Below are 20164 nucleotides of genomic sequence, written 5' to 3'. Positions count from 1 at the left end.
TCAGATGTCGGCAGAGATGCCGAAGTGATCGCTGGTGTTGCGAACGCGCCCGTAATTGCTCCAGCCGGTCAGATTTCCGGCACCGCCGATCCCCGGATAGTTCGCCGCCGTCGGTGCGCCCGGCCACCCCATCGGCGGCGCGGTGAACTGGTTGGCCAAAGCGATCGCACCGGGGGGAGGATTGTCCGGCGGCGCCATGACCCCGTTCATCGGCGTGCCGGTCACCGTGTTCATGATCGTGGTCTGATAGTTGTGCATGCCGTTGTGCGGCCAGACCAGGACGTTGTCGATCGAGTAGAACGGCGCGGCGACGAAGTTCGAGCCGACATAGCCGTAGCCGGGATAAAAGCTCTGCCCCGGCCCGCCGCCGTTGGACCAGAGAAACTTGGACGCCGCCGTCTTGTCCTTGCCGCGAATATGGGTGGAGAAATAACCCTTGTACTGGTCGAGATTGACAGGAACGCCCACCGCCGTCGGACTGACGAGCAGCGTGTAGGCACCGGGACCGCCGGTGAGCGGATTATAGAGGCCCGAGGCGGTACCATTGACGGCGAACAGGTTGACGTTGAAATCGCCGCCGATCACCCGCGTCTCGTTCACGCCCAGAGCGCCGACGACGTCGTTGATCGTCGACAGCGTGGTGATGTAGTTCGCCGCCGCCGGATTGTTCGGCGGGGAATGGATGCCGAAGATGGTGAGGTCTCGCTGCACGACGCCGAGATTATCGGCCTCGGTGAACGTCGCCATGAACGGCTCGCGCAGTCCGGCAAAGGCAACAGGAGCGCCGAGCGTGGTCGTGAAGGCGATCCGCGCCGCGACGACATCCTCGTTGAGGCCGCCATTGTGCTGGGCACCCGCAGGGATCTGGCGCACCCCGCCCAGGCCCGGAGGCACCAGCATTCCATTGACGTTGACGGCACCGAGGGGCACCACCATGCCATTGTACGGCGTGGCGACGCCGCCGCCCGGCGGCACCGACACGCCGCCATGCCCGCCAGTCCAGATGTTGGGCCCGGTGAAGTAGCGGTTGAGGGTGCCAGCGGTGTTGGTGCGGCGATAGAGAATGCCAACGGTCTCTGAGCGCCCACCGACCCCGGTGTAGAGCGGCGGCACGGCGTTCCATCCGCCCGCCACCATCGTGGCCGGGTTGTTGAGCCCGAACTGCACCATGGCGAGCGCATTGATGCCGCCGGTCTGGCTCGCCAGCGCGTTGGGCGCATTGTCGCCCGAGCTCACCTCGATGATGACGATGATGTCCGGCTGCACGGCCGCCAGCACGGCATTGATCACCGCGCGGCGCTGGATCGCGCTCTGCATGTCGTTGAGACCGCCATGCCCGCGTTGCCGCTTGATCGAGGCCGAAAAGATCTTGTTGACCGAGAATTTCTCGATATTCCAGAACAGGATCCGCGTCATGATGACGGCTCCTGTAGCTCGGGCTTGCGTGCGGCGAATGCGAGCGACTGCTCGCAGCCCGGATTGTCGTCGGCGACATAGGCGGCGTACCAGCCGAGGCTGCCGGTGTTGTCGGGATCGCCGAACAGGAAGAACTGGATGTTGGCGGACGGCGGCAGCTTGGCGATGCCGAATATCTTGATGGCGATATCGTCGATCCGCAGGCAGTAGAACCACTTCGGACCGTCCTCGGCCAGCATGCGCCCTTTTACGGTCGGGACCGGCTGGCGCAGGATCGAGATCGCACCGACCGCAACCTTGATGACGCCCTGGATGCTGAACAGGCTGGCGCCGGGCGCCGCGCCCGGCAGGCTCATGCCGATGAAGACCGCGTGCTGCGCATCCGACCCGGTGGTGACCGGTGACCATGCCGCGAGCAGCTGCGACTGGAAGCCGACGCCAGAGGCGAGCGCCCCCGGACCGCCCAGCGTGATGTCGTAGACCACCCCGAACCAGGGCCCCTCGAGTTCGGTGAGGTTGAGCTGCGACGTCACCGGCAGGAAGCCGAGATCGGACGGCTTCTGATCACCGGTCGCGTTGACGAAGCTCTTCAGTTGCAGCGCGAAGCCGCGGAACAGGCTGGTGTCGCGCATCGTCGAGCCGTTGAGATTCCAGGCCAGGTTGCCGGTCGCGACCCCAAACCTCTTGGCTCCGGGCGTCGCCTGCGGATAGGTCATGCCGATGACGAGGCCGGAGAAGGCGAGCCCGACACCGAGCGCCTCCTCGGGCGTATCCGGCGGACTGCCGAACGACAGCAGGTCGAGCGTCTCTCCGATGGTGCTCTGAAGCGCCGTGAAATCGAGCTGCCCCCAGACGAGGAAGTTGCTCGCCACCGTGGCGCCCTGGTCCTGGGTGCCAATCGTGTTGAACTGCACCCGGTCGAAGGCCACGGCCGGCAGCACGTTCGACGGGCTGGTCAGCACGTTGGTCGTGTTCTGCTCGAAGACATAGGCGCCGCGGCCGCCCTGATCGACATAGCTGCCCTTGAGCACGATTCCCGTGAAGGGCTGCGGCTTGCCGCGCGAGTACAGCCGCGACACCGGCGCGCCGAACAGCGCCGCGACCGAGAGCTGGACGTGGCTGTCGAACCGCGTCAGCCTGGCGTTCTCGAACAACGACTGCAGCTGCAGCACGGTGAAATCGAACTCGCCGCTCATCTGCACCGCCACCGGCACGTCAGGCGCAACGCCGTTGGAGATGTTCATCGCATAGCGCGGATCTTCGTAGTCGATCAGCCCGAACAGGCTCGAATTGCCCTGGGGCATCGTGATCCGACCGCTCCGGCCGTCGACCGTGACGCGGCTGACGGTGAAGCCGAAATGATGAGCGTTGAAGCGGGTGAAGTCGATGCCGGCGGCAAGCCCCGCAATCTCCGGCGGCATGTCGCGCTGGCCGAGGTCGGCCGCGAGCACGATGACGCCGGTCCAGTTCGGGTCCTGGGCGATGCGCGCGAAATTCTCGTAGAATGGGCCGGACGGTCCCTTCGAGCGTGCGATGGCGTCCGCGATGTAGTCCTGTAGCCATTGCGACAGGCCGGTGTAGGACAGCGCAGCGGTCACCGGCGGTGTGCCGGGCAACAAAGAGAACTGCTCCGCGGACGTCCAGCGATTGGCATTCGTGACCCGCTCCAGCAACGAGCCGGAGCAGAACTTCATGATCATCACGTTGCGGTAGGCGGTGGCCGAGGCGCCGGCGCCGACCGCCGCGGTCATGGTCCAGCCCGCAATATTGACGGTGTTGGCGAACTGGGCGCCTGTGCCGAACGGCTCCGGATTGACGGCGACCAGAAAGAGCTGGTTGGTCTGCAAGGCGTCCTGCATCGCCTGGGAGGGAGCGGATAGCGCGAATGGCAGGGTGTTGCCGTCGCGGTCGATCGACTGCGCCATGCTGACCTTCAGATAGGCCCCCGTCGTCGGATCTCGCTCGATGATGAAGCCCTGCGGCGTCGTCCCATCGGTGCTCGGGCCGTCCGGCAGCGTGCCGCGCAACGCGTGAGCCCGCGCCGCCTGCACGCGCGCCGACCACGTCTTGCTGCCATAGCTCGAGATCAGCGACTTGCGGGTTGCGGCCACGATCTGGCTCTCGAACTGGACGAGCGTCGCGCCATCGAGGCCGCTACTCGCAGCAGCTCCATAAGGCGCCAGCGGGAACGTCTTGTCGCTGCCCTGGGCGAGCGGCATGAACGGCGGCGCGGATTGGAGTATCTCCGCATTCGCGGCGCCGGCCGCGGCCGCACCGTAGATCGCGCTGCCCTCGGGCTCGGCCAGATAGTCGACGGTCCCGCTACCGGCGACGATGGTCACCCAGGAGGTCTGGTGGTCGTCGGTCAGGCGCGGCGCAACGGCACCGCTCGCGGGACGGTTGAGATCCGCCGTCTCGAATGGGAACACCGGCGCGTAGCCGGGCTTCGAGGGAACGGCGTTGAGACGATCGTTCTGCGCTGCGGGCTGGCTGGCGTCGTACGCCTTGAAGCTGAGCGCCTCCGATCCGAATAGTCCACCCATCAGCTTCGCAAGCTGCCCCGCCGAACTGCCATCGGCGCCGAGCGCATAGTGGCCGGCCAGGCTGAGATAGGTCGTGCCAGTGTCGACCGCGGCCGTCTTCGCGGCGCTGGTCGCAAAGGCGAAGCCCCCTGCTCCGAGCGCCGGCGCCGTATCCGTGCTGCTAGCCCCGAGCGGCGTCAGTTGCACGACACGCCCGCCGGTCGTGCGGAATTCGCTCGTCAGCGCAGGCGCCCCCTTGATGGCGAACCCCGAACGCAGATACCCCTGCTCGAGCTGCTCTCGGCCGATCACGCGGTTGGCCGGATCGCCGAGGTCGAAGGCACCTGCGATCGAAAGCTGCGACGGCAACGCCGCCACCGTCATGGCTGCATATTGCGCAGCTTGCAGCGACGTCGTCGCGCTGTTGTTGATGACGTAGCGGATGCCCTGCTCCAAGCCCTGGCTGACGAACGCCTGCTTCGAATCGAGCAGCCCATCGAAGGTTACGCAACCGGTGTTGGCGCCGCCGAACGGCACATAGGCGTAGATGCGATTGTTGGAGGTCGGCGCAAGCCGAATGCCCAGCGGGTTGTCGCCCTTGCCCGAAAAGCCGATGAACGGAGGTGAACTCAGCGCCGAGCCCGACAGGCGCAGCGCCCCACCCTCGATATCGATCCGGCTCTGATCGAGGATGTAGAACTTGGCGTTGCTGGCAAACCACAGGTTCAGGTTGCCCGAGACCTGGTAGACCGGCGGCAGATTGATGAAGGAGACGCCATAGCGCTCGAAGTCGCCGAACGCGACCGGGTTGGCCGACGCGAGCCAGACGACAGCACGATTGCGCGTCGCCTTGCTGATATAGGCCCGGACACGCTCGGCGAACCCGCCGGGATCCCGATCGAGATCGGCGGGCCGCTGTGTCGCAAACAAATAACTGCCACCGTACTTCTTCAGCGAGTCGTCGTAATTGATGAACGGTGGCAGAGACGAGCCCGTGCCGAGAAGGTAGCCGGCCCAGCCAACCGAGCCGGCAACCCTGGTCTCGTAAATCGCAGAGGAGTCGACCTGCTCGAACTGCGCTGACGCGGACGCGTCCATGCTCGTATCACCCGATCGGGAAGATGCCGAGCAAGGTGCCCGCCAGTGAATAGAGGGCGCGATCGTCGATGATATCGCCCTTGATGATGGTCACCGTATATTGCGCCGAGCCCAGCGCAGCATATTGCACCGTGATGCCCGCCTTCCACGTCGTCGCGCCGATCGTGATATCAGCGGCGAGGACCGCAGTGATCTGGGACTGCGAGACGATCGGCGTCCAGACCGGAATTCGTCCCTGGTACTGGAATGAGACGTAGGTCGTGTTGTTGGTGTCGCCGCTCGGCGTCGTCACCACGTTGCTGTTCGGGCTGGTCGGGGTGTTCACCGTCGGCAGCGCCGTGAAGGCCGCGCGCGGATATTCCTCGGTCCGTGCGGTCGCGGATGGCGCTGCCTTGACGTCCAAACCGATCGGGAAGATGCCGAGCGTCACGCCCTGGAGCAAGTAGAGCCCACGATCGTCCACGATCTCGCCCGAGATGATGGTCACGGTGTACTGGGTCGATCCCAGCGCCGCATACTGGATCGTAATGCCCTTGCGCCAAGTCGTTGCGCCGATCGTGATGTCAGCCGCCAAAACGACCTGAGGTTGTGCCTGCGAGACCACCGGCGTCCAGACCGGAATGCGCCCCTGATACTCGAACACGAGCTGCGTCGTGTTGTTTTGATCGCCCGTCGGCGTCGCGACGACCTCGGTGTTGGGGCTTGTGGGAGTGGTAACGACAGCAGGAGCCGAAAAACGAACGCCTTCATGATGAGCCATGGCTATCTCCTTTTATAAAACACAGATCAAAACCCGCAGTACACAACTGCCGGCGCGGCTGAAACGAATGGAAAATCGACTAAGCTACCAATGATTGAAATCTATCAGAGGTTGTGGCGTGTAACAGGGTTCGCGACGGTGGTCAATCGGGCCAGATCACAGTCTTCCCCCAACGCCCGGTCACATTCTGGTGTTTACATTTCAGGCGAAGCCGGGCGCCGCTCAGCGGCTGACTTGTTTCCGAAGCATCTGCATCGCACGCTTCATCGCTGCGGACCGGATGAACGAGCCGAGCACGAATCCGGTAAAGCTGCTCTCCTTTCCGGAATCGACAATCTCCCCGCTCATCGTGACCGTGTAGTAGCGACCCATCGGGTGCATGGTCACCGTCAGCCCCTTGCGCAGGACAATGCCTGCAATTGCAATGTCCTCGGTCAGTTCGACCTCTACTTCGCCAATCGACACCAGCGCTCTCCAGCACGGGATCGTACCGTTGAAAAAGAAGGTCACCCAGGTGCTGTCATTCGTGTCGAACGTTGCAGCCACCTGCGCATTGCAATTCGTCGTCAGCTGGGTGTTGACGGTTTGATCGGTGAGCTGAGATGGCGCAGCGGGCAAGGCGGCTTCCGTCCTCGTTCAAGCGCTCAGCGTCATGCAAAATGACCAGCCGGAGGGTGACAAATAACTAGCCGCCGCCGGTTTGCGAGTCCATTTGCAATCCGGCCCCGGCACCCGTCCGGACGGGGCTCCGCATCCCACGCAGGTGCGACCATGGCCCTGGCCGTCACCTCCCGCGGATCGAGGAGTCCCGGCGGCTTTTCGCAACGGGCACGATCCGCTGCAGGAGCTGCTCTACCCGGATTTCTTCAAACTCTGTCGGCCTGTTGCCCGACCTTCCCGCCGATCGTCTGCCGCGCCGGGAAATCGCTCGACCGTTGACCGCCGATGCCAAGGCTAATTTTTCTATATTTTTCAGTTCGTTGACAGCAACGTGCAACGCCGCCACGGCGGACGTCGGAGCGATCACGGTGCAGAGTCATCTCTGGCCTGAACGCCAGATCGTCGCTCGAGCGGGCGGCAATCCCCGTCTCCGGCCGGCGTCGGGTTGCCTCCAGGCCCTGCTGTTTCTACAACAGCCGGAGCGCCTCCCAAGCATCAGGACCATCCCTCAAAGTGAACGAGCAACGCTTCATCGGCTCGCTGACCGGCTTACGCTTCGTCGCGGCCGCAACGGTCGCCGTCGGCCATGGCGCCCCGTCGTTGGCGCAAGGCCTGCTGCCCGAGCTCATCGCACAAGTCAGCAGCATCGGAATGACAATGTTCTTCGTGCTGAGCGGATTCGTCCTGTGGCTCAACTATGCCGCGCGCTTCCAGTCGCAACCGCTCGGAAGCGCTCTTCGCGAATTTGCCATCGCGCGCTTCGCCCGGCTCTACCCCATGTACGCCGTGATTACGCTCGCAGTCGTCGCATACGTCGTGATCGCGCGAGGTCTCTCGGCCCCGTCGCTCGGCTTCATCCTCACGATGACGCAAGCCTGGTTTCCCGTGCAGAACGGCACCATGCTGGTCGCAGTCGTGCCGTCGCTGCAGCACCTCTGGTCCATCAGCGTGGAGCTGTTCTTCTACCTGCTGTTTCCATTCGTCTGCCTGCTGTTTGCAGCCGTCGTCCGGCTGCCCACGATCATCTGGATCGCGCTGGCGAACATCGTGACGTTCGCGCTGACGATCGCAGCCGCCTTCACCTTCGGCGATGCGTTGCTACGGGCCGCCGCGCCGAGCCTTACGCAAAACGGGATGCAGTGGCTGACCTACTACTCTCCCTATCTTCACATCGCTCAGTTCCTGGCCGGCTGCCTTGCCGCCATGATCTACAGGAACCGCGCGGATGCCGGCGTCGGTGATCGGGAGCGACGCTGCGTGAGGCTCCTGTTCTGGCTTTCGCTGGCGAGCCTCGTCTGTGCGCCTGTGCTGCTGTTTCTGCAGCCTCGTCTGCCCGGCTGGTCGTTCGCGATCGAACTTGCCGTACGTCTCATCGAGATCTCGGGATTTTCGATCGTCTTCGTCGCAGCAAGTCGGTACGGTCATGCCGCTTGGCTGTCGTCCAGAGCCCTGATCATTGGTGGCGAATGCAGCTATTCGATCTATCTGCTGCATCCCTTTCTCATTCGGCTTGCGATGATCGGAAAGTCAGATGCTCCTGGCGCTCTTGAGCTCGCGCTGCGGCTCGGTCTGTTCGTTGCGATTGCGACGGCGATGGCCTGGTTCACCTACATGCTCATCGAGGCGCCCTCGCGAACATGGTTACGGAGAACCTTCGGCACCAGCGCACCGCGCGACGTGATCCATAGCCCGGTCTGAGCGCGCCGGGTCATCGGTCGGCCCGTGCTTCGCGGTGCCCTTCTACCAGCGGTTTATTCGGACCATTTTGCACGAATTTAACATGATTGCCGCCAATCTCAGGCCTCCGGAACGGCAAGGGATGCAACGATGATTGTTGAGATCAAGGCGATGTGCGAAGCCAACGGGACCGTCCTTGCGACAACGAGCTACGACGATACCAACGAACGGGCGCGGGCGGTCGCGGTCATCGCCTTGCTCGAACAGGTGCTGGCGCATTCGGAGACCGCTGGGGATCAGCGCCTGTTCACTTTGGACGTCTCGCCCGTGTCGCCAACGGCAGCAGCTTCGTCTGCCTCCTGATACAAGGCACGGCAAGGCTCGCGGCAGCCGGCAGTCCGATCCACGCTCCCGCGCCGATGATCAGCCATCGTATGTTCACCTGCTGACACAGGCCTTCGCCTGTTTGCTCCATTTGAACGCGGTTCCGCACGGCGGCCTTGGCCGAGCGCCCGCAGGGCATTCGTTCCACACCGGCGCTCCTACCTCCCAGCCATTCACGACGCAGCCGCCATTCGGCGCGACGTGGCACCCAGGGCCGCAGGACTCATTGGCGACCAACCGGCCCGCCCCTGCCGCAAGGCCGGTCAGCAGCACAACCCAAAACATCAGCCTCATCGCTTCGCTCCATTGGCTCTGAGGCGACGAGCCCCTGCGACCGCGCCCCAGCGGAAACCATGAAGGTGCCAAACCGTTCCTCCGTCTGTCCCCGCCTGCTCGGGCTGAGATTTCGTCGGAGATCGTCGCCGCCAGCCTGTGACGAAACACCGCGCCGCCACCACACTCCAGCCCTACTACGCGCACGACTGCGCCATATCCGTGCACGGGAATGGGAAACCATCGTAGCGAGAAGGTTTTCACCATGTTGGGCGATGATTGCGCAGCCTGGGCGAGCCGGAAGCGAAAAAGTCACCTCTCCACGCCAGTTGATCAAGGCGTTGGGGCGCGCGCGCTTAGAAACGTGACGAGCCAAACAAAATCAGGAGCCGGCGGCACGAACTGCCGGCCAGCCTTGGATCGTCCGGATGCGTGCCGGACGGGCCCGTAGCGAATGCAGGGAGCGATAGATCGACATCATGACACGAAAGCTTTCAGTCCGCGAAGTCATCGCCAGATCCTATCCCAGTTGGGACTATGCCATGGCGGACCGGTTGATCGCATGGCTCGATCATTGCGGTTACGAGATCGTGGAGAAGAAGCCGGAGCGCACCGCGGCTCTCGTGACCGATGACGCGCGGCCACACCTGATCGGCGCTCGATGAATGGAGCCCCTTCCGCCGGGGCGCTGTGAACGATCAGCGCTCCTCAAGTGGCAGCGCTCGGGCGGCGCAGGAACTGCGCATCCCGTTCTGGGGTTCAAGATGACAAGACCAACGCTCGACGTTTCATCGAGCAGCATGAGATCAGGGAAGGATTACCAATGTCTCGCAAGCTCACACCACGCCAGGTCATCGCACGCTCCTACCCGACCTGGGATTACGCCATGGCCGATCGCCTGATCGCCTGGCTGGATGATTGCGGTTACGAGATCGTCGAAAAAGGAGCTGCGCACCTGGGCGCAAGCTTGGTGCCTGCTGCGCCGGTATCGACACCGTCGCATGAAAGCACACATTGATCCCGTCGCGGTCACCGCGAACAGGGTCTCCGGACAGTCATTGGCATGAGAAAGCCCGACTCAGGCGAGCAGTTGTTTTTCGATTTCGTAGACCGGAAGCTTGACCAGATCCTTGTGGATCTCGCCATGCAGCGCCTTTCGTACCGCGTCGGAATAGTCGGCGCGGATGATCCCGAGCGCGCGCGGCGACGCCACCATCGTGACGGCTTTGGTTTCGCCTGAAATGACAGCATGATGCAGGCGATCAGCAAGCTGCTTGAGAAAGGCGCGCTCAGCCTGATCATGCCAATCCGTCTGATCCACTGAACTCCGAGCATTGCCGAATGACTGCTGCACCGAGCCGGGAGCGTCGGTGCCCTGAGCGCTCGTGCGGTCGTTCTCCTGCTCACGGACCTCTTTGGTGTGCAGGTTCGGAAACATGCTGTCACCGACGTTCTCGAGGATCAGCGCCTTGCGCCCGTCGCACACGACGATCCAATCACCGGTTCCGACCTTCATCTTGTCCATGAGATTACTCCATCATCCGAATTGCAGCGAAGAATGTGCTGGCGAGCCCATCGGGAGAAACTGCCCCCAGCTATATGCCTTCTTCGAAATCTTCCAAGGAAAGGCCGAACTCCGAGAGAGCCTCCTCCAGATAGTCGCCGAGCATCGGAGTTTCGATCAGGTACGTCGCGGTGCGATTGTTGTGTGCCTGAGCGGCCTGCGCACGAAGCTCATCCCAATTGTCCAGCGAGCCGTCGCCCCGGCCCAGCCACATCAGCGTGACCAGATCGATCTGTTCGTCGACATTGAGGCCCCTGATGAAGCTGACGAGCTCCGACCTGTCAGTGTTCAGGCCTCGCCCAGCGGTACCGGGCGCCGCGTCGTCATCTGCCAAATCTGCCAGCAATTCGGGTTCGGTCGCTTCCATTTCGTGCTTGTGGATTTTGGTCACGACGAAGGCGACCTTCTCCGGCGAGATTGAGAGGGTGGGCGTGGTAGTCGTCATTCAGCGTCTCCTGGGTCCCCGGGCAAACGCTCCCAGGTCCCATGCAGAGACGCTAGGCGTTCCGGAAGGAGCGCACTTTGCGCAAGATCAAGGCAGTGTGGCGGCGTGAAAAAGCGGCGCAACAGCCCGCGCGAGTTCAACCGCCCCGCGGCGCGATTGCAGCGGGACTGCTTGGATCGACCAGGGACTGCGGACGATCGATACTACCAGGTCCAATCGAAAGAGCCGACACGCGGCTGCTGCGCGACCAGGATCATCGGTCTGCCCGGATGAGCTCTTGCGATCCTTCGCTTCTTCACCTCTGCAGCCGGCTTGCCTGTGTCGGCAATCCGGGTCGCGCGAGGCTTCTCGGCGGCCTTCACTGCCGCAACCTGCGGGTTGGCCTCGACGGCGCTCATCTGCGCGAAGGCGTCTCGGGGACTGCTCTTGGCGACTTCTGCTGCAGGCTGCTCCGCCTTCGCGAGCTTCACCGGAGCTGGCGTGGCGATCGAGGTGTCCATCACGATCCGCTCCGGCCACTTTCTCGTGGACTGAATGCGCACCGGGGGAAGATCCGACGCAGACGACAGGCTTGCAGGCAATGGCACGCTGGGAAGCACGGCATCCGCCAGGACGAGCAGCGCCAGCAGAGTTCCACCGACGAACATAAAGTAACGCAGAATGGGCATAATTTACCGCTCCGTCGGCACCTGCGCCGACATCCACCTAACGGAGGATCATGACAGTATGTTCCCGCGTCGAACGCTCGGGTTCAAAGACCGCGGGAGACTAGCGCGACATAATTAGATTTTCGTCGCTGCAACCAGCGCGCATTTGGCCGCGCTGACGTTAACGTTGACGAATCCGACATGGACCGCCACGAAGGTCTTCCGGCTGCGCGACCCGACTTGGCCGGGCACGATCCGTCGGCGGTCGGTGACGTGACCACCGTCCCGCCGGCTGAAGGCGCAGGTGATTTCGATGTCCTTGATTGCGAAACTGTTGGCATTCCGTAGCGTGAAGGTCACCAGCGCCTTCGCTCCAAGACCGCCGCGCCGCCAGGACTGGGAACTGATCCGCAGGCCGGACAGAGCCGCCGGGTCGAGCGCAGGGGATGACGCAGGCGGCATCGTCGGCGACAGGCTGGCATTCGCGTCCATGACGTTCCGGCCGGAGCCGACCACGGGGGACGAATCGGGGTGCGGATTGGATGCATCCGCCAGACCGGGCACCACGGGCGAGAGCCGACGCGACGTCTCAGTCCCGTCTTCGTCTCCTTCGTAGCCGCTGCTCGGGGGGGCCGATCCGACCCGCGTGAGGCTGGGGTCGGCCACCTCCTCCTCTTCGACCGATATGATCAGCCACCCGACTGTGCTGAACATGACCAGCGCGAAGATGGCCAACCCCGACACGGCGGCTCCCAAAGGGATGGACGCTCCGTCGCTTCGGCGCATGGCCAGCGACGCCGCGGCATCGGGCTTGCGCCCCAGCAAACGAGAGAGACCCGCGCTCATGTCTGCACCATCGGCTGCCCGGCGGGGGCATCTGGAAGCTTCAATCGGCAAACATCGATAGGGTTGCATGCAAAGCCGACAATTGGAGGGCAGGCCCGGATACCGGTCGGTCGGCCGGGCTGGCGCGGCCGCTGACAGACCGGTAGACATCCGCGCAGTTGCCGACACCTCAAGAAACGCCGCCCCGCCGCGGGCGGTTCACTCTTTCGAAAGATCTCGACGATGTTGAATGTCACGTGGGACCACATCCATCTCCGCAGCCCGGACCCGGAAGCCACCGCCAGCTGGCTTCACGACATTCTCGGCGGCGAGATCATCCGCAATCCCGGCCGCATCGACGTCAGGCTCGGCGGTGCCAGCGTGTTCATCGCCAAGGTCGAGCCGGGCGACGGCGTCAACGCGCCGCCTATGACGCCGCACCAGGGCCTCGATCATTTCGGCCTCACCGTGAAGGACATCGACGCCGCGGCCGCCGAGCTCAAGGCCAAAGGCGTCACCTTCACGACCGAGCCGACCACGATCCGCCCCGGTGTTCGCATCTGCTTCATCCGCGGGCCGCAGGGCATTTCCATCGAGCTCCTGGAGCGCGACAAGAAATACGTCTGACCGCCGCCCCGCACGGCTACGTCATGCTGCCCGGCATGAAGCAGCGAATCTGAAGGCCCTGATAGCCGCGCATCGGCCATACCATGGTGCGGCCGACACGGTTGGGCTCGGTGATGACTGCGTCGTCGGGAACATCGAGCCATTCCCCCTCGATACGGACGCGGTAGTGACCGCCCCTGCTCTCCCAGTCGACATCGCTGACGGCGCTGCCGTCGGCGTCAGAGCAGCATGGGCCCTTGCCGCTGCGCAGACCGTCGAACCATGCCTTGATCTCCGGCGACGAGTTCGCATACTGGCCGCGATCACGCGCCAGTGACGGTGGCGCGGCGAGTGCGATCAACAGCGCCGCACTGCTGACTTGGACAGGCGGCTTCCATCGCGCGACCGCCTGCCGCCTCGAACCCGTGTTGCTGATGTCGGCACGATCAGCGCGATGCGGCCCATGGCCGCGGGACACGATCCATTTGCTCATTTCCATCTGGTCCATCTGGCTCCTGCACCACCCCAGGGTGCGCGGGATGGAAATGCATCAACCGGGCCAGATTTCGATTCGATCTCGGCTTCGTGAGAGTCAATCCGGGGGGTTACGCAGATCTCCCTACTCGGCCGCCTGCTCGAGAGGTGCGACCCGCGGCAGAATGATCTGGATGCGCGTGCCCGCGCCAGGCTCGGAGTCCAGATCGAGCCGGCCGCCGAGCCGGCTGGTCACGATGCTGTAGACGATGTGAAGGCCCAGGCCGGTGCCGCCCTGGTCGCGGCGCGTCGTGAAGAAAGGATCGAAGGCGCGGCGGCGGACGTCGAGCGACATGCCGCAGCCATTGTCGGAAAAGACGATCTCGACATTGTCGCGGCCGGACTCCCGCGCCCTGATTTCGATCACACCGCTCCTGCCGTCCGGAAACGCGTGCGCGACCGCATTGAGGAACAGATTGGTCAGGACCTGCCCGTAAGGCCCGGGGTAGCTGTTCATCACCAGATCGGGCTGGCAATCCACGTTCACCGTCAGGTTCTGTCTGCGCACACCCGGGCGCAGGCTCATCACCACCTGCTCGGTGAGATCGGCGAGATCGAAGGTGCGCTGATCGGAGTAGTTGCGGTCCGCTGCGACCTGCTTGAACGACTGAATCAGTTCGGCCGCGCGATTGAGATTGGCGACGAGCTGCCCCGCGGCGCTACGGCTCATCTCGATGAACTCGTTGAGGCTCGACCGCCGCAGCTCACCCCGCGTGACCGCCTCGCCGAAGCGCTCGGTCTTGCGCTCGAGCGCGGAGGCGACCGTCAGGCTGATGCCGACGGGGTTGTTGACCTCGTGGGCAACGCCGGCGACCATGCGCCCGAGCGCCGCGAGCTTCTCGGCTTCGATCAGCGAGGCCTGGGTGTCGCGCAGGTTCCGGAGCGCCGTCTCGGCGGCCTCCTTGGCCTTGCGCATCTCCAGTTCGCTCTTCTTGCGCTCGCCGATGTCGAGCGCCACCGTGACGATCTTGTCGACCTCGCCGTCGGCGTCGAGAAGCGGCAGCTTGTTGACCAGCCATTGCCGCATGACGTTGCATGAATCGAGGTATTCCTCCTCGTAGAACCCGAGGCCGGCCTTCGTCGCCAGCACGCGCTTGTCGTTCGAGTCCGTCTTGTTCGCGCCGTAGCGCGACATCAGCTCGCCCGTGGTGCGGCCGAGCGCATCCTCGGGCTCGACGTTGAAGATGCCGGCCATGTAGCGGTTCATCAGGACATAGCGCAGCTCGCGATCCTTGACGTTGATCACCGCCGGCACCGTGTCGATGACCTGCTGCAGCAATCGCCGGCCTTCGGCGATCGCGTCCTCGGCGCGCTTCTGATCCGTGATGTCGCGGACCACGCCTTCGTAGCGAACCACCTCGCCGTTCTCATCCCGCACCACCGTGCCGCTGTCGGAAAGCCAGCGGATCTCGCCGGTGCGCCGCCGCACCTGGTATTCGAACTCGCGCACCATGCCGTCGCGCCGCATCAGCCGCTGATAGCGTTCGCGCGCCAGGGGATGGACATAGATCGTATCCGCGATGTCGTTGACGCTCTGGATCAGCTCGCTCGCGGATTCGTAGCCCATGATGCGCGCGAGCGCCGGATTGGCATTGAGCACGAGACCACTCGGTGTGGTCACATAGATGCCGTCGATCGAAGCTTCGAACAGCTTGCGATAGCTCTCTTCGGCCAGCCGCTGCTCGGCCAGCGCGCGGACCGCCGCCTCACGCGCCGCGTCGGCATCCTGCAAAGTCTGCCGGAAGACTTCCGCCGCCCGCGCGATGTCGCCGATCTCGTTCTGAACGTCGGTCTGCGGGATCGACGCCGCCTTTTCGCCCGCCGCCAGCGCCCTGATCGAGCGCGCGATCGACGCCAGCGGCCGCACGGTGCGCCGGACCACGAAGGACGCAGCGAATATGCCGATCAGAACGCCCGCCGTGCCGAAGATGATGCTTTGCCATTTCGTCTCCGCCAAGGTGCGGGCGAAGTCGCGCGACAGCACCTTGCCCTGGCTTGCGCTCAGGGCGCGCAGCAACTCGGTGACCCGGCCGATCAGCCGCCCCTCGATGCCCAGCACCTCCTTGTCGAGGCGCGCGATCTCGTCCTCGGTGCCGGCAATGGCGATGATCGCCTCGGCATAGCGGTCGGCGGCCGCACGAAGCGCGCTGTCCTCGATCGGCATTGCGCGCATGCTGCGGGCGGCCTGCTCGGCGCCAGCCGGGTCGCGCGCCAGCAGCGCCGCGCCGACCTGATTCTGCACCTGGAACAAGGCCCGCGCCGTGGCGCGATCAGTCAGGCCGGCGATGGCGTCCTCGAAGCTCTCGCGCGCCGCCGGCAAACCCGATAGCAGCTCGGCACGCCGCGCGATCAGCGCGCTGATGCGGTCGATGCCTTCGCGGTAATTGGCGAGCCGCTGGGCAACGCCGTCGATGGTCGCCTGCTGCTCCGGTGCGAGCTGCAGGCGCGTCTTCTTCAGGAGCGCGCTGAGCTCGGTCGCCGCCTCCATGGCACGGTCGGAGCGCGAGCCGGGATCGGTGACGAAATCGCGCGCCGCGAGCCGCAGCTCGTTCATGCGCTGGTCGATCTCCTCGGCGAGATCGCCGACGCCCTGCAACCGCTGCAACTCGGCAAAGGTCGAATCGATATGCCGAATGGCGATCACGCTCGCCATGCTGGTCGCGGTGATGACGGCAAGCAGCAGCAAAAAGCTGCCAAAGATCATCCGCCCGATCGTCATCGATCGGAGGCTGCTGCAGGCCGTGTCGAGGTCCGGTAATCTACTCATGGGATCCGATGGTCGGAACCGCACTATATACGAGCCGCCGGGCGGCCAAATGAACATATAGAGAACAATTTTCGTCCGCGCATCATCCGCCGGACGAAAAATAGCCTGTGCGGTTAACCGGCCGCACCGAACTCGAACACCTCCCCATCATAGCCCGCCTCGCGCGGAATGCGCAGCTGGCGACCGCCCTCGGCGGTCTTGGTCATGACCGGCATCACGGTGACGATGTCCATGTCCCGCGCCGCCGCCAGGGCGTCGGCCACCGCGGGCTGCTTGCCGAGCCGGATCAGGTTGCGCGTGGTCGGGAACGGCAGCTTGAACCGGCCGTCCTCGCCGCCGGCCAGCGCCTCGCGCGGCGAGACCCAGACGGAGTCGGTCGATTCCCGGCCGTCATGGGCGCCGAGTTGGTCCGGCGGCGCCGCCGCCAGAAAGAACCAGGTGTCGAAGCGTTTCGGCATGCCCTCGGGCGTGATCCAATGGGCGTAGGGAACGAGCGCATCGAGCGCCAGCACCAGACCGTGAGCTTCCAGAACCTGGAGAAAGCTGATCTTGCCCTCGCACAGTGCCAGACGATGCGCCGCCTCGATGTCGCGAGCGGCAGCGGCATCGATCAGCGCGTCCGATCGGCGCAGCCGCGCCAGCAGGATGCCGCTCTCCTCGAAGGTCTCGCGCACCCCGGCGATGCGGAAGCCGAGCGCCTCGGCTTCAAGACCCTCGTCGCCGGCATAGAGCTCCGGCCTGCCGGCGATCTCCTGATCGCCTCTGTCGACGCTACCGCCGGGAAACACCAGGGCGCCCGAGTTGAACTCGATCTGATGGTGACGCACCATCATGAACACCTCGATCTCGCGCGCGACTGCGCTGTCGCGCAGCAGCAGCACGGTCGAGGCGGGACGGACGGCGGCAGCGTCAGCCATGGTCACTCCGCGGCGGTGGCACGAGGTTGCAGATTGGCACGCGCGTCGTAACGCGCCACGCGCGACAAGAGATAGTCGACCTCGGCCCTGGCCGCGGCCGTGATCGCGGAGGCCGGCTTGCGCTGCGCGCTGGAGGCGATCGCGCCGCGCTTCTGCAGCACGTATTTGCGCACGGCCAGCCCTGCCCCCGGCTGCTGCTCGTAGCGCACCAGCGGCAGATGCGCGTCGAACAGGTCATGCGCGGCGTCGCGCTTGCCCGCCTGCGACAGCTTGACCACGTCGACCAGCATTTCAGGGAAGGCGTAGCCGGTCATGGCACCGTCGGCGCCGCGCTCCATCTCGAAGTCGAGGAACAGGCCGCCATTGCCGCACAGGATCGACAGCGGCCGCAGCGAGCCGTCCTTCTGGAACGCGCGCAGCGTCGAGATCTTCTCCAGGCCCGGCCAGTCCTCATGCTTGAGCATCACGCAGGAGGGGCTGTCCATGACGATCTTGCGGATGACGGCCGGCGTGAACTGGACGCTCAGCGTCAGCGGGTAGTCCTGCAGCACCCACGGAATGTCCTCGCCGATGGCCTCCTGGGCCTGCTTGAAATAGCCCGTGATCTGATCATCGGTGCGCAGGCTCGGCGGCGGCGCGATCATCACGCCGGCAGCGCCCGCATCCATCGAGGCGCGCGCCAGCGCGCGCATGGTGGCAAAACCCGGCGCGGAGACACCGACGATGATCTGCAGGTTCTTGGCCCGCTTGGCAAAGCGCACTGCAACCTGCTCGGATTCAGCGGCGTCCAGCTTCGGCGCCTCGCCCATGATGCCCAGCACGGTGATGCCGTCGCAGCCGGCCTCGGCATAGAAATCGACCAGCCGGTCGATCGAGGCCTCGTCGATGCGACCGTCATCATGGAACGGCGTCGGCGCGATCGCGAAGGTGCCTTTGGCGGCGGCGGTGAGCTTCATCTGGTCTGGTCTCCAACCTCTCTGTCATTCCGGACGCGCCAGGCGCAGGCCCGAAATGACGACCTGAATACATCAAAACCGCCGTGCGGACTTGGCTATATCGGCCTCCGAAAAGAATATCTCCTCTGCATGGGCGGCGATGTCCTCCGCTTTCCACGCCGACGACGGCGGTTTCCAGCCGTCCATTTCCATCATACGCAACTCGCGCACGCCGCGTGGACCGGACACGCCGAGCACCTTGCCGGTCTGATCCCCCGAGAGTCTGCTGACCATGTAGAGCACGGCCGGCGCGATGCCCTCGGGCGTCAGCGCCGCGCCCGGGTTTTCCTTGTAGCGCGGCAGGTCCGCGGTCATGCGGGTCAGTGCGCCCGGCGCCAAGGTCCACACCCGGATGTTGTACTTGCGTCCCTCGATCGCCAGCACGTTCGACAGGCCCCAGATACCGCCCTTCGCGGCGCCGTAATTGGACTGGCCGAAATTGCCGATGAGGCCCGAGGTCGAGGAGGTGTTGACGATGACGCCGCCGCCATTGTCGCGCATCCAGCGGAACACGGGAAGCGTGCAGCAGAAGGTGCCCTTGAGGTGCACCTGGACCACCTTGTCCCAGTCGGCCTCGCTCGACTTGGCGAAGGTCTGGTCGCGCAGGATGCCGGCATTGTTGACCAGGATGTCGGCGCGACCGAAATGGCGGATGGCATCGTCGAACACCGACTGGCCGCCGGCCATGGTCGAGATGTCGGCGCCGTTGGCGACGGCGCGGCCGCCTTCAGCGGTGATGGCCGCCACCACCTGCTCGGCCATCGACAGGTCCGAGCCGGAGCCGTCGCGCGGGCCACCGAGGTCGTTGACCACCACAGCCGCGCCCTCGCGTGCAAACAGTTTTGCGTAGGCCTCTCCGAGCCCGCCACCTGCGCCGGTGATCAGCGCCACCTTGCCGTCGAGCAGTCCCATGGGTGTCTCCTCCTGCGCCGTGTCTTTTGTTGCCCGTCATGGCCGGGCTTGACCCGGCCATCCATCTTCGGAAGAGGATGGATGCCCGGGTCAAGCCCGGCCATGACGGCAACTAACAGACGTGCCTCACATGGCAATAATCAACCCAGCACCGTCTTGCCGTTCTTGATCACGGTGACGTTCCGCTCCTTCACCCGCGCCTCGAACGAGATCACGTCGCCGTCCTTCCACAGATCGACCGTCACGGTCTCGCCGGGAAACACCGGCGAGGAGAATCGCGCGGCGTGCTGGCGGAAGGCTGACGCATCGTAGTCGGCGTAGGTCTGCAGCACGGCGCGGCAGGTCAGGCCGTAGGTGCACATGCCGTGCAGAATCGGCCGCGGGAAGCCCGCGCGGCGCGCGAATTCGGGATCCGAGTGTAGCGGGTTGCGGTCGCCGCACAGGCGGTAGATCAGCGCCTGGTCGGGCCGCGTCGAAATCTCGACGCTGCGGTCGGGTGCACGCGACGGCACCGGATGCGGTTCGGGGATGCCGCCCGAGGGACCGCCGAAGCCGCCATCGCCGCGGGCGAAGCGCGAGGCCACCAGGGTCGCCAGCGGAGCGCCGCCCTCGTCGCGCAAGATCGTCTGATGGCGGATGACCGCGCCCTTGTCCTTGCCCTTGTCGGACACCGCGAGCACGGAGGAGTCGGCCGTGATCTTCGCCGCGGTCGCCAGCGGCTTGTGAAAGGTGATGTCGCGCTCGCCGTCGACGACCAGCACGCGGTTCAGCTTCATGTCGCCGGGGCCCGCGCCCCAGGCGGCGACGGAGGCAAAGGTTGGCACCACCTTCAGTGGACGCGGCTCGGCCGTGGCCTCGTTGACGAAGGCAAGCTCCTTCTCGTCCATCGGATCGGCCCCCATGCCGATGCCGTAGGCGTAGAGCATCACCTCGCGATCGGTGTAGGCGTAGTTCTGCCCGATCGCCTTCATCGCCATCAGCTCATCGTAGTTGATCGGCATGTTGCCTCCCCAAACCTCGTTCTTTGTAGGGTGGGAAAAGCGAAGCGTGCCCACCGCCTTTCTTGGTAGAACGGTGGGCACGGCGCTCTGCACCTTTGCCCACCCTACGCACTCGTCGTGGAGCACACCGCTCGTTCCGCATCCGTCATTGCGAGCGGAGC

20 protein-coding genes are annotated in these 20164 nt (G+C 64.7%); 5 read left to right on the top strand and 15 right to left on the bottom strand.

What is annotated here, in order from left to right; translation table 11 throughout:
• The 4 genes from ACQR1E_RS29595 to ACQR1E_RS29580 form a co-directional block, all read right to left on the bottom strand.
• Positions 1–1416 (bottom strand): hypothetical protein, encoded by a 1416-nt coding sequence (locus ACQR1E_RS29595; protein ID WP_434897909.1) that lies wholly within the window; start codon positions 1414–1416, stop codon positions 1–3.
• Entirely contained in the window at positions 1413–5036 is a 3624-nt protein-coding gene (locus ACQR1E_RS29590) for a hypothetical protein (RefSeq protein ID WP_434897908.1), read from the bottom strand. The genes ACQR1E_RS29595 and ACQR1E_RS29590 overlap by 4 nt, the downstream gene beginning before the upstream one ends.
• 7 nt (positions 5037–5043) lie before the next feature.
• Positions 5044–5796, bottom strand: a complete 753-nt coding sequence (locus tag ACQR1E_RS29585) for a hypothetical protein (RefSeq protein WP_315717680.1) — start codon at positions 5794–5796, stop codon at positions 5044–5046.
• A gap of 222 nt (positions 5797–6018) precedes the next feature.
• Positions 6019–6414, bottom strand: a complete 396-nt coding sequence (locus ACQR1E_RS29580; RefSeq protein ID WP_315717679.1) for a hypothetical protein — start codon at positions 6412–6414, stop codon at positions 6019–6021.
• A gap of 555 nt (positions 6415–6969) precedes the next feature.
• Here ACQR1E_RS29580 and ACQR1E_RS29575 point away from each other — a divergent pair.
• Together ACQR1E_RS29575 and ACQR1E_RS29570 are read left to right on the top strand one after the other, a co-directional pair.
• Positions 6970–8154 carry an acyltransferase family protein gene (locus tag ACQR1E_RS29575; RefSeq protein ID WP_316165038.1) on the top strand — a complete coding sequence of 395 codons (1185 nt, stop codon included), beginning with the start codon at positions 6970–6972 and terminating at the stop codon, positions 8152–8154.
• A 129-nt stretch (positions 8155–8283) separates the two neighbouring features.
• Positions 8284–8496: a hypothetical protein gene (locus ACQR1E_RS29570; protein ID WP_315717677.1), complete on the top strand. Its 213-nt coding sequence runs from the start codon at positions 8284–8286 to the stop codon at positions 8494–8496.
• 75 nt (positions 8497–8571) lie between these two features.
• Here the strand turns inward: ACQR1E_RS29570 and ACQR1E_RS29565 are convergent, their stop codons facing one another.
• Positions 8572–8811, bottom strand: coding sequence for a hypothetical protein (locus tag ACQR1E_RS29565; protein WP_409999270.1), 240 nt, complete (start codon positions 8809–8811; stop codon positions 8572–8574).
• Between the two features lie 458 nt (positions 8812–9269).
• Between ACQR1E_RS29565 and ACQR1E_RS29560 the strand changes: the two genes are divergently transcribed.
• The gene (locus tag ACQR1E_RS29560) at positions 9270–9455 is read left to right on the top strand and encodes a hypothetical protein (RefSeq protein ID WP_315752594.1); all 186 of its coding nucleotides are present in this window, start codon (positions 9270–9272) and stop codon (positions 9453–9455) included.
• A 158-nt stretch (positions 9456–9613) separates the two neighbouring features.
• The gene (locus tag ACQR1E_RS29555) at positions 9614–9808 is read left to right on the top strand and encodes a hypothetical protein (RefSeq protein ID WP_316165036.1); all 195 of its coding nucleotides are present in this window, start codon (positions 9614–9616) and stop codon (positions 9806–9808) included.
• 60 nt (positions 9809–9868) lie between these two features.
• Here the strand turns inward: ACQR1E_RS29555 and ACQR1E_RS29550 are convergent, their stop codons facing one another.
• The 4 genes from ACQR1E_RS29550 to ACQR1E_RS29535 all read right to left on the bottom strand — a co-directional run bounded on the left by ACQR1E_RS29550 (position 9869) and on the right by ACQR1E_RS29535 (position 12292).
• Positions 9869–10315, bottom strand: a complete 447-nt coding sequence (locus ACQR1E_RS29550; RefSeq protein ID WP_316165035.1) for a host attachment protein — start codon at positions 10313–10315, stop codon at positions 9869–9871.
• A gap of 70 nt (positions 10316–10385) precedes the next feature.
• Positions 10386–10799: a DUF3775 domain-containing protein gene (locus tag ACQR1E_RS29545; protein ID WP_315752592.1), complete on the bottom strand. Its 414-nt coding sequence runs from the start codon at positions 10797–10799 to the stop codon at positions 10386–10388.
• Positions 10800–11002: 203 nt separating this feature from the next.
• Positions 11003–11467: a hypothetical protein gene (locus tag ACQR1E_RS29540; RefSeq protein ID WP_315827829.1), complete on the bottom strand. Its 465-nt coding sequence runs from the start codon at positions 11465–11467 to the stop codon at positions 11003–11005.
• Positions 11468–11581: 114 nt separating this feature from the next.
• Positions 11582–12292 carry a hypothetical protein gene (locus ACQR1E_RS29535; protein ID WP_434897907.1) on the bottom strand — a complete coding sequence of 237 codons (711 nt, stop codon included), beginning with the start codon at positions 12290–12292 and terminating at the stop codon, positions 11582–11584.
• A 222-nt stretch (positions 12293–12514) separates the two neighbouring features.
• Here ACQR1E_RS29535 and ACQR1E_RS29530 point away from each other — a divergent pair, with 222 nt between their 5' ends.
• Positions 12515–12898, top strand: coding sequence for a VOC family protein (locus ACQR1E_RS29530; protein ID WP_315717669.1), 384 nt, complete (start codon positions 12515–12517; stop codon positions 12896–12898).
• 16 nt (positions 12899–12914) lie between these two features.
• Here the strand turns inward: ACQR1E_RS29530 and ACQR1E_RS29525 are convergent, their stop codons facing one another.
• From ACQR1E_RS29525 to ACQR1E_RS29500, 6 genes are all read right to left on the bottom strand, one after another.
• A complete protein-coding gene (locus tag ACQR1E_RS29525) occupies positions 12915–13376 on the bottom strand; it encodes a hypothetical protein (RefSeq protein ID WP_315752605.1) in 462 nt (153 codons plus the stop codon).
• 120 nt (positions 13377–13496) lie between these two features.
• Positions 13497–16178: a PAS domain S-box protein gene (locus tag ACQR1E_RS29520; protein WP_315827826.1), complete on the bottom strand. Its 2682-nt coding sequence runs from the start codon at positions 16176–16178 to the stop codon at positions 13497–13499.
• A gap of 113 nt (positions 16179–16291) precedes the next feature.
• Entirely contained in the window at positions 16292–17095 is an 804-nt protein-coding gene (locus ACQR1E_RS29515) for an NUDIX hydrolase (protein ID WP_315717667.1), read from the bottom strand.
• Between the two features lie 2 nt (positions 17096–17097).
• Complete coding sequence (locus tag ACQR1E_RS29510) at positions 17098–18051, bottom strand: dihydrodipicolinate synthase family protein (RefSeq protein ID WP_315717666.1); 954 nt, start codon at positions 18049–18051, stop codon at positions 17098–17100.
• Positions 18052–18123: 72 nt separating this feature from the next.
• Positions 18124–19002 carry an SDR family oxidoreductase gene (locus tag ACQR1E_RS29505; protein ID WP_315717665.1) on the bottom strand — a complete coding sequence of 293 codons (879 nt, stop codon included), beginning with the start codon at positions 19000–19002 and terminating at the stop codon, positions 18124–18126.
• A gap of 140 nt (positions 19003–19142) precedes the next feature.
• A complete protein-coding gene (locus ACQR1E_RS29500) occupies positions 19143–20003 on the bottom strand; it encodes a MaoC family dehydratase (RefSeq protein ID WP_315717664.1) in 861 nt (286 codons plus the stop codon).
• Positions 20004–20164: the final 161 nt, after the last annotated feature.

The sequence above is a fragment of the Bradyrhizobium sp. HKCCYLRH1030 genome (assembly GCF_051168395.1).
GTDB lineage: Bacteria > Pseudomonadota > Alphaproteobacteria > Rhizobiales > Xanthobacteraceae > Bradyrhizobium.
This window is presented reverse-complemented; position numbering and strand designations above follow the sequence as displayed.

Excerpts from the sequence above, each read along its gene's own strand:
- ACQR1E_RS29505 (WP_315717665.1), bottom strand. The coding sequence starts at position 19,002 with ATGGGACTGCTCGACGGCAAGGTGGCGCTGATCACCGGCGCAGGTGGC.
- ACQR1E_RS29530 (WP_315717669.1), top strand. The coding sequence starts at position 12,515 with ATGTTGAATGTCACGTGGGACCACATCCATCTCCGCAGCCCGGACCCG.
- ACQR1E_RS29520 (WP_315827826.1), bottom strand. The coding sequence starts at position 16,178 with ATGAGTAGATTACCGGACCTCGACACGGCCTGCAGCAGCCTCCGATCG.
- ACQR1E_RS29595 (WP_434897909.1), bottom strand. The coding sequence starts at position 1,416 with ATGACGCGGATCCTGTTCTGGAATATCGAGAAATTCTCGGTCAACAAG.
- ACQR1E_RS29555 (WP_316165036.1), top strand. The coding sequence starts at position 9,614 with ATGTCTCGCAAGCTCACACCACGCCAGGTCATCGCACGCTCCTACCCG.
- ACQR1E_RS29500 (WP_315717664.1), bottom strand. The coding sequence starts at position 20,003 with ATGCCGATCAACTACGATGAGCTGATGGCGATGAAGGCGATCGGGCAG.
- ACQR1E_RS29545 (WP_315752592.1), bottom strand. The coding sequence starts at position 10,799 with ATGACGACTACCACGCCCACCCTCTCAATCTCGCCGGAGAAGGTCGCC.
- ACQR1E_RS29560 (WP_315752594.1), top strand. The coding sequence starts at position 9,270 with ATGACACGAAAGCTTTCAGTCCGCGAAGTCATCGCCAGATCCTATCCC.
- ACQR1E_RS29515 (WP_315717667.1), bottom strand. The coding sequence starts at position 17,095 with ATGGCTGACGCTGCCGCCGTCCGTCCCGCCTCGACCGTGCTGCTGCTG.
- ACQR1E_RS29570 (WP_315717677.1), top strand. The coding sequence starts at position 8,284 with ATGATTGTTGAGATCAAGGCGATGTGCGAAGCCAACGGGACCGTCCTT.
- ACQR1E_RS29585 (WP_315717680.1), bottom strand. The coding sequence starts at position 5,796 with ATGGCTCATCATGAAGGCGTTCGTTTTTCGGCTCCTGCTGTCGTTACC.
- ACQR1E_RS29525 (WP_315752605.1), bottom strand. The coding sequence starts at position 13,376 with ATGGAAATGAGCAAATGGATCGTGTCCCGCGGCCATGGGCCGCATCGC.
- ACQR1E_RS29535 (WP_434897907.1), bottom strand. The coding sequence starts at position 12,292 with ATGAGCGCGGGTCTCTCTCGTTTGCTGGGGCGCAAGCCCGATGCCGCG.
- ACQR1E_RS29565 (WP_409999270.1), bottom strand. The coding sequence starts at position 8,811 with ATGAGGCTGATGTTTTGGGTTGTGCTGCTGACCGGCCTTGCGGCAGGG.
- ACQR1E_RS29550 (WP_316165035.1), bottom strand. The coding sequence starts at position 10,315 with ATGGACAAGATGAAGGTCGGAACCGGTGATTGGATCGTCGTGTGCGAC.
- ACQR1E_RS29510 (WP_315717666.1), bottom strand. The coding sequence starts at position 18,051 with ATGAAGCTCACCGCCGCCGCCAAAGGCACCTTCGCGATCGCGCCGACG.
- ACQR1E_RS29540 (WP_315827829.1), bottom strand. The coding sequence starts at position 11,467 with ATGCCCATTCTGCGTTACTTTATGTTCGTCGGTGGAACTCTGCTGGCG.
- ACQR1E_RS29590 (WP_434897908.1), bottom strand. The coding sequence starts at position 5,036 with ATGGACGCGTCCGCGTCAGCGCAGTTCGAGCAGGTCGACTCCTCTGCG.